Source organism: Desulfomonilia bacterium (assembly GCA_036567785.1).
In the GTDB taxonomy this organism is placed as follows: Bacteria; Desulfobacterota; Desulfomonilia; order UBA1062; family UBA1062; genus DATCTV01.
This window is the reverse complement of the sequence record DATCTV010000009.1, coordinates 1-6580: the sequence shown is the minus strand read 5'-3', so window position 1 is coordinate 6580 and position 6580 is coordinate 1. Positions and strand designations below refer to the sequence as shown.

The following is a 6580-nucleotide window of genomic DNA, read 5'->3' as shown; positions in this document are numbered from 1 at the left end:
ACGAAATCGGCGCCGTGTTCCAGCGCCACTTGTGCAGTGTTATCAGTCGAGCCGTCATCAATTACAATAACTTGAATGCTCTCGATACCTTCCAACTGCCGTGGGAGATCATCCAATACCTCCGGCAGGGTCTCGGCTTCGTTATAAGCAGGGATTTGGATGATCAGCTTTTTCACTCGGGCGCTTTCTGCTCTTTACTGTTGACCTATTTTAACAGGGTTTTCTGCTTTTGTGGGTAAAAGCAAAGATCTGCTGATAAAAACCTTGCGCAAAAAATGTGATATATATAGCTCATGCTTAATCTACAGATAAAAATGCGTTTGATCGCCTGTATTTTATTGCTGGCTTCAACCTTATTTCCTCCGGCTTTAGCGTTTGCTGAGAAGGCTGAGCCTTTGCGCTATGACTTTTCACAAGTCACAGCTGCAGACCTCATTTTAGCAATGAACACATTACGCGTTTCTTACGGATTGCAAACCCTAATCGAAGATCCCATTATCAATGCCGTGGCGCAAAGCACTGCACAGACCATGGCTGATAACCTGCTTTCTTGGCATATTGGTGACGTAGCTGGCAGGTTGGCTGCAGCGGGTTATGGCGGCGGAAGCAAGGTTTGGGCTACCGAAAATTTTGCAATCGGGTATGGTGCCAGCATAGATGAAATCATGGTTATGTGGTCAGATGAATCGCACATGCTGCCTGCGGTGAAGCCGTATTACTGCAATATTGGAGCTGGCACTGCCAAGGCCTCCAATGGCTCCACTTATTACGTGCTGCAGGCAGCTTATGTTTCTGGGCAGGCTTGCGGCTCCTACACTTCCCCGGGTGGCCCGGTGGAGGGTGGTGGAGGCTATGGCATTATTGTGCCAGTCACCATTGCGACTCCGGATGCTAATGGCAAAATCGTGCATGTCGTCCAATCCGGACAATCATTCTGGGCTATCGCAGTCGCATATCAAACAACGATTAAAGAAATCCTGCGTTGGAACAATTTGCCTGAAGGAACTGTGCTCCAAATGGGGCAAGAGCTGGTCATTCCCAACCCGAAAGCTAAGGGTTACATGACCCCTACGCCCTTTGGTTACTTCACCGCCAGTCCGCCGGATGCGGATGGGAGGATTGTGCACACCGTGCAAGCTTACCAAAACCTAACCATGATTAGTGAGGTTTATGGCGTGCCTGTCAATTGCATTCTTGAGCTTAATGGACTAACGGTGGATATGCCCTTGCAGATTGGCCAAAAGCTGGTGATTTATCCTGGCAATGTGACCCCAACACCGACTCCTCGCCCGCTGACTCCGATCGAAATGCTGACTCCGGCTGCCGATGGGAACTATTATCACATCGTGAAAGAAGGGCAAAACTTCTCGTGGATTGCCGGTTACTATGGAATTCCCCTGGCAGATTTGCTCGCATGGAATAACATGACTGAAAATTACCCCTTGTGGCCTGGGGACCGCTTGCTCTTAAGAGTCACGCCACCGGCAACAGTAACACCCACACCAACGCCCGTCACGCCCACACCGACCCCCAGCCCAACCTTGCCCAGCACCCCTACACCCACCTTACTACCCAGCCCGACCAGCACGGCGACGCCAGAAACCACGCTGTTTGGGGTCGGCACAGGCTTCAACCCACTGTGGCTGATCCCAGTGATCATCATCCTTGGGGGTGGCGGATATATGGCATTCCGCTCAGCTCACAAGAAGCGCCCAGCCAGTGCGCCTTCTGAACAGATGCCGCCAGAGGATTCGACGAAAGAGGGTCAGGAATAGTTTTTATTGATCTAGCGTGGGAGGAACCAGGAGGAAAACACACCTTCATAGCGCGTGATGAACTTAATTGGTCCGCCCACGAAGAACAATATCAATGTTAGTGCGAGCACCACGATGCGCAGCGTGCGGTTCTTAATCAGGCTCTGCGTATACCCGACCAGCCCATAAACCAGCCCAATGATAGGGAAAAGGTAGCGGCCTTGCAAAGCAAAATGTTTAAAGCCGTAACTCAACTCACTGTTGTAATTGGTTATAAAAACCACCAAAGCATAGCCAAGAATGATAAAAACCGCGCTCCAGATGGCGTAAGGTGGGCGCCGGCAATAGCGGGCAGCCAGCAGCAGCATCCCTAAGTAGAACAATCGGTAGAAAGTGATGATATGCGCCGGGTAATATGTTTTATGCCCCAATATGCCATAGGTTTTGGTGAGCATGTTCTTAACCCACACCTCGACGAAATATGTTAGAGGATCCGGGTAACCGGCTTGGATGCTTTCGGAAACGGTCATTTTGCGCCCTAAGCTATAAGTTTCCCAGCGGGCATGGTAGGGGCTCAGGTCGCATTGTGCCGGCTGGAGGAGATCCGGGCAGGAGGGCAGGATCGCGCGGTAGACCACCAAGTTATAACCATAAATTGCCAAATTCCCCACTACTAGCAGGATAAGCACACTTAACAAGGCTATTTGCCCTTTGGCAAGCTTAGGCAGCGGAAAGATAGTTTTGTGTTGGCGGATGGTGTAAACCAGCCAGGCGATAAAAGAAAACAAGGCCAAAGGCAGCACAGTATATTTTGCTAGGCAGCCTATGCACACGCAAACGAGCCAAGCCAAGGAGTTTGTGGTGAAATCCTTGCCGTTAAAGGCGCGTATGAGGAAATACAACCCTGCCATGCAGAGCAAATTCACCATGTTGTCGTAGTTCACTCCGCCCGAGAGAAAGGTAAACATCAGCGTATTGGCCAGCAAAAAGACTGGTAGCAGCGGCCACCAGGGCTTGCAGATCAGTTCCTTGGCAAGGAGATAACAAAAATAAAGTGTACCTAGGGAATAAAGGACACTTGTAAGGCGCAACCCAACCAGTAGCTGCCTGTCGCTTGCCAGCGGGTTGAAAAGCATGATCAGGTTGATTACCCTGCCGTTTATCCAGTGGTAGAGGAAGGGGTTATGCGCAATATACCAGCCCTGCGAATACGTTTCAGGCGAATCCGGCGGGATACCCCAGGTGGTGGCATAGACCTTAGAGAAGATAAAATGTGCCGGCTCATCGGGGATGATGCCTTCGGCTAGGTTGAGGGCGATATATGTGGAGAAAGCGGCAAAGACGAGCAGTATGGACGCCAAAACCACTTTTTGAGTTTTGCGCGAGGTGCTTTTGGATACTGCGGCTTCTGATTTAGACATGGATTCATCAGCGTGTAAATATTTTTCATATTATAAATCAACAAGCCTAAATCTTAACCAGATTGAGTTTTAGTAACAAACGAGAGCTAATCTCTCAGCCCTCGTATTGTGCTTCATAAAAAGGATAGGTAAAGGGAGCTTTGCATTACGCTTGGCGCTTCCAAACCGTGCTTGGCTATTTCTTCACCTCTTTGAAGGTGCGGTAGGTTTTTTCGAAGGTTCGATTTGTATCCATAAACCCAATGGTGTTGTCGTTCTCATAGCAGTAGATATAAAGCTTGTAGATGCCGTTCTCCATTTTCAATGGAGAAAACCGCGTGATAAAGCCATGGTTAATGCCGACGATGCCTTTATCTCCATACAACTGGTTTAAATTAAATCTGTCAATGATGGATGCATCAACTTCATAACGTTTATCGGCAGAAGAGAATACCAATTTGATAGCTTTATTAGGACTAGCCTGATCAGGCTGAAGTAAAGCATATCCGCTAATTTCAGTTGTGAAAAAAATATCTTGCTTCGTATAAATAGATTCGATTTTATAATCAAAATCTTTTGCAAATTCATTGTATTTGTTTAGTTCGATTTCTTGCAAATGATATGTTTCCTTTAATGGGATGGCTAAAGCAATATCATTTGCAAAGACAAAAAGAACTACCAACAGAATTGTGATTATCCAATAGTCGGGGTTTTTTATTTTTTCCATGAGATTGATCTCGTGATCTTAATTAGGCTGTTCGATCATTTCAAAATCTGTATTTAGCAATTTGTTTAATACAGTTCTCACCGTATTAATTCCTGAATAGTTATCTATGTCAATAAACTGACCTTGATAATAAACTGCATTCAATATATTGCGCATGTATGGCGATTCGACACTCATGTCATAAATGTCTATATTATATAAGTTCTTTAAGAAGTCGGGATAGCGATATCCATGATCGGATTGCAAAATAATAATTGAGTTTGGATCATTCTTAATGATTTCAGTAACCAATTCTAATATTTTTGTTGATGCATACTTGTATTGTGCTAAGTATGGTCCTGTATCGCGCAAATTTGAATGGTCAGCGTCGTTTGTTTTATTGCCATTTTCATCAAATATGAAAGGTTCATGAGGAAACCAGAACATCCCTAGGGTGAACAGGTTAGAGTCTGCAATCTTGCTCGACTCTTCAGAATACTTAAAAGCATTAAGCCTGTGTCTTATCTCTCTGTCATAGCCATTAAGATCATAAAAAGGATAATAAAATGTATTTTTAACGACATAAGACTCTAAGGTTCCATGAGTCGTCACAAAATGGGGATCCCAGTGAAGATCAGCAGCAGCTAAATCAATAAAATTATACATATCAAGGACGTTTATGGTGTATCCGTGTTCCTTCAAGAACTGGAGTAAGAATGGATTACTTGCGTTACTTTGCTTATCTGCTTTGGTCATTGAGGGTTTATTGATTCTGTTCAACTGCAGCAAGTTAGGAATTTCTGTATAAGTATCATTGGTATAGTTTAAGGAATGCCTTGAAACAACAAATCCCATATCTTCCAAGGTATCAAAGAATGCGCTGTTGTCATAATTGCAGTATCTCTGGATGCTATCAAACCCTGCATACTCATCAAAAATAAAATAATAAACATTAGGCAGCTTCTCGTTAGTAACAGAAGTTGGAGAAGCACTCTCTTGTTCTGTGGTTTGGGTTTGTGTTTGGGTTTGCCCTTTATTCGTGGCTGCCTGGAGCGCCTTTGGAACTGAAATGACCCCGTTATAGAGGATTAAACCTGCAAAAAGGAACAAAAAAACCTGGGTGAATTGATTCGCAAGTTTAATATTGACTTTGCTATAAATTAGATAGCCGATTTGGAAGATCAAGAAGAGACAAATTAGTGCGATATGCCAGTAATAGAGCATCGGGAATTTTTCTATGATTACTTTTTCGATCAAGGCAAAATATAGTAGAAAAAGTAAGGTAACATCGCTAAAAAATGCAGCTTTCTCGATGTTACGAAACACAAGAAAGCTCAAACCCAGTAAACCGAGGCTACCTAAAGCAAAGATTCCCGCGATCCTTAAGAAATCACTGAAGATTGCAATACCAGTGTTTTGAAGATAGAGAAAAAAGCATGGAAACAAACCCATACATAAAACTGAAAGTATCGATATGACTGTATTTTTCTTATTCACCAGCATCTCCTCACCTTGGGAATGTTATATCATTAATTGCAAAATGCGAGCCCATAAAACCTCACCCCCGGTATTCGTTATCAGACTTTTAATCTAAAACTCTTTTATAAAGTGCTAAATAGTTTTTCGCCACGTTTTTTATATCAAACCGCTCTTTTAGAAGCCGCACAGAATTTTTACACTCATCATAAAAGTTCTGATCTGTCACCATTTTTATAATGGCTTCGGTGAGGTCCTCCGGATCCACTTTCCCATCCTTCAAATCTATGAGGATACCTCCCTTATGTTCGCTATCTAGTGTCATCATCCTTTCAATTTCCCCAATCCGCGTGGCAATCACTGGCACTTCCACCATGAAAGATTGAATCAAGACTAAGGGGAAGCTTTCTCCCTTAAAGTATGAAGGGATCAGCACTAATTGCGAGACAGCCAGGAAATCGTCCACATTATTTCGGAATCCTAAAAGATGCACATAGTCCGGCAGCGAATCCCGCCTCAGAATGTTATAAACAACGCCTTCGCCAATTAGTAACAAATGAAGGTCTTTATTAGTTCGTTTGCGGGCGGTGCTCACTGCCAGGGCTGCTTCCTTCCAGCCCTTTTCAGGTAATGCCCGTCCTACCACACACATCGTGAAAGAATCCTTGTTAATGCGATAGGGGCTTAGGTCAACTTCTTGAACATGCGGTATAGGCATACCGTTATCAATATGGCTGAACTTGTCTTCAGAATATAACCCATGTTGCTTGAAGGGCTCCAGGTTCTTTGATGTTAGATAAACCCAATGATCTACCGAAGGGATGATGTTCTTCGTATTTGCAAGAAAATCCTCACCCATCATCTCATACATACCGTGCATGGTAGTAATATGCTTAAACTTAAGGGATGGATCAGAAAGTTTCCAGACTCCAAAAAGGTTTTCCATGGAAGCGTGATGTGTATGCACAATCTCGGCCCCCATTTCCTTGAGCACCAAAGGAAGGTTGATGTTGGAGGAATGGTTGAAAACCGCTATCTGGGGATGCAGCATTGCACGCACCCCTTTGTCAGTAGGTTCTTGATGTCCGTTGTAAATCGTTACCGCAGTGCCATTTTCGGCTAAAGCATTGGCTAATCGAATCGGAAAGATTTCTCCACCTCCGTAAGAAAAGGCATAAGTCACAATCATTACGTTTGGGAGTCGGCCCTGCTTGCAAACCAAGACGCGGTCGAGGTCAAAAAGG

The 6580-nt window shown here is 44.5% G+C and carries 6 protein-coding genes; 1 reads left to right on the top strand and 5 read right to left on the bottom strand.

Annotation, left to right across the window (positions count from 1 at the left end):
• A partial coding sequence (locus tag VIS94_02770; GenBank protein HEY9159995.1) for a glycosyltransferase occupies positions 1 to 176 on the bottom strand: 176 nt, incomplete at its 3' end.
• A 117-nt stretch (positions 177 to 293) separates the two neighbouring features.
• On the opposite strand from VIS94_02770, the gene VIS94_02765 reads away from it, so the two are divergent.
• Positions 294 to 1775 (top strand): LysM peptidoglycan-binding domain-containing protein, encoded by a 1482-nt coding sequence (locus VIS94_02765; protein HEY9159994.1) that lies wholly within the window; start codon positions 294 to 296, stop codon positions 1773 to 1775.
• Between the two features lie 11 nt (positions 1776 to 1786).
• Here VIS94_02765 and VIS94_02760 read toward each other — a convergent pair whose 3' ends face one another.
• The 4 genes from VIS94_02760 to VIS94_02745 form a co-directional block, all read right to left on the bottom strand.
• Positions 1787 to 3175, bottom strand: a complete 1389-nt coding sequence (locus VIS94_02760; protein HEY9159993.1) for a DUF2142 domain-containing protein — start codon at positions 3173 to 3175, stop codon at positions 1787 to 1789.
• Between the two features lie 175 nt (positions 3176 to 3350).
• Positions 3351 to 3881 carry a hypothetical protein gene (locus VIS94_02755; protein ID HEY9159992.1) on the bottom strand — a complete coding sequence of 177 codons (531 nt, stop codon included), beginning with the start codon at positions 3879 to 3881 and terminating at the stop codon, positions 3351 to 3353.
• Between the two features lie 18 nt (positions 3882 to 3899).
• Positions 3900 to 5357, bottom strand: a complete 1458-nt coding sequence (locus tag VIS94_02750) for a hypothetical protein (protein HEY9159991.1) — start codon at positions 5355 to 5357, stop codon at positions 3900 to 3902.
• An 88-nt stretch (positions 5358 to 5445) separates the two neighbouring features.
• Positions 5446 to 6580: glycosyltransferase family 4 protein (locus VIS94_02745; GenBank protein HEY9159990.1), on the bottom strand; the 1135-nt coding region annotated here is incomplete at its 5' end.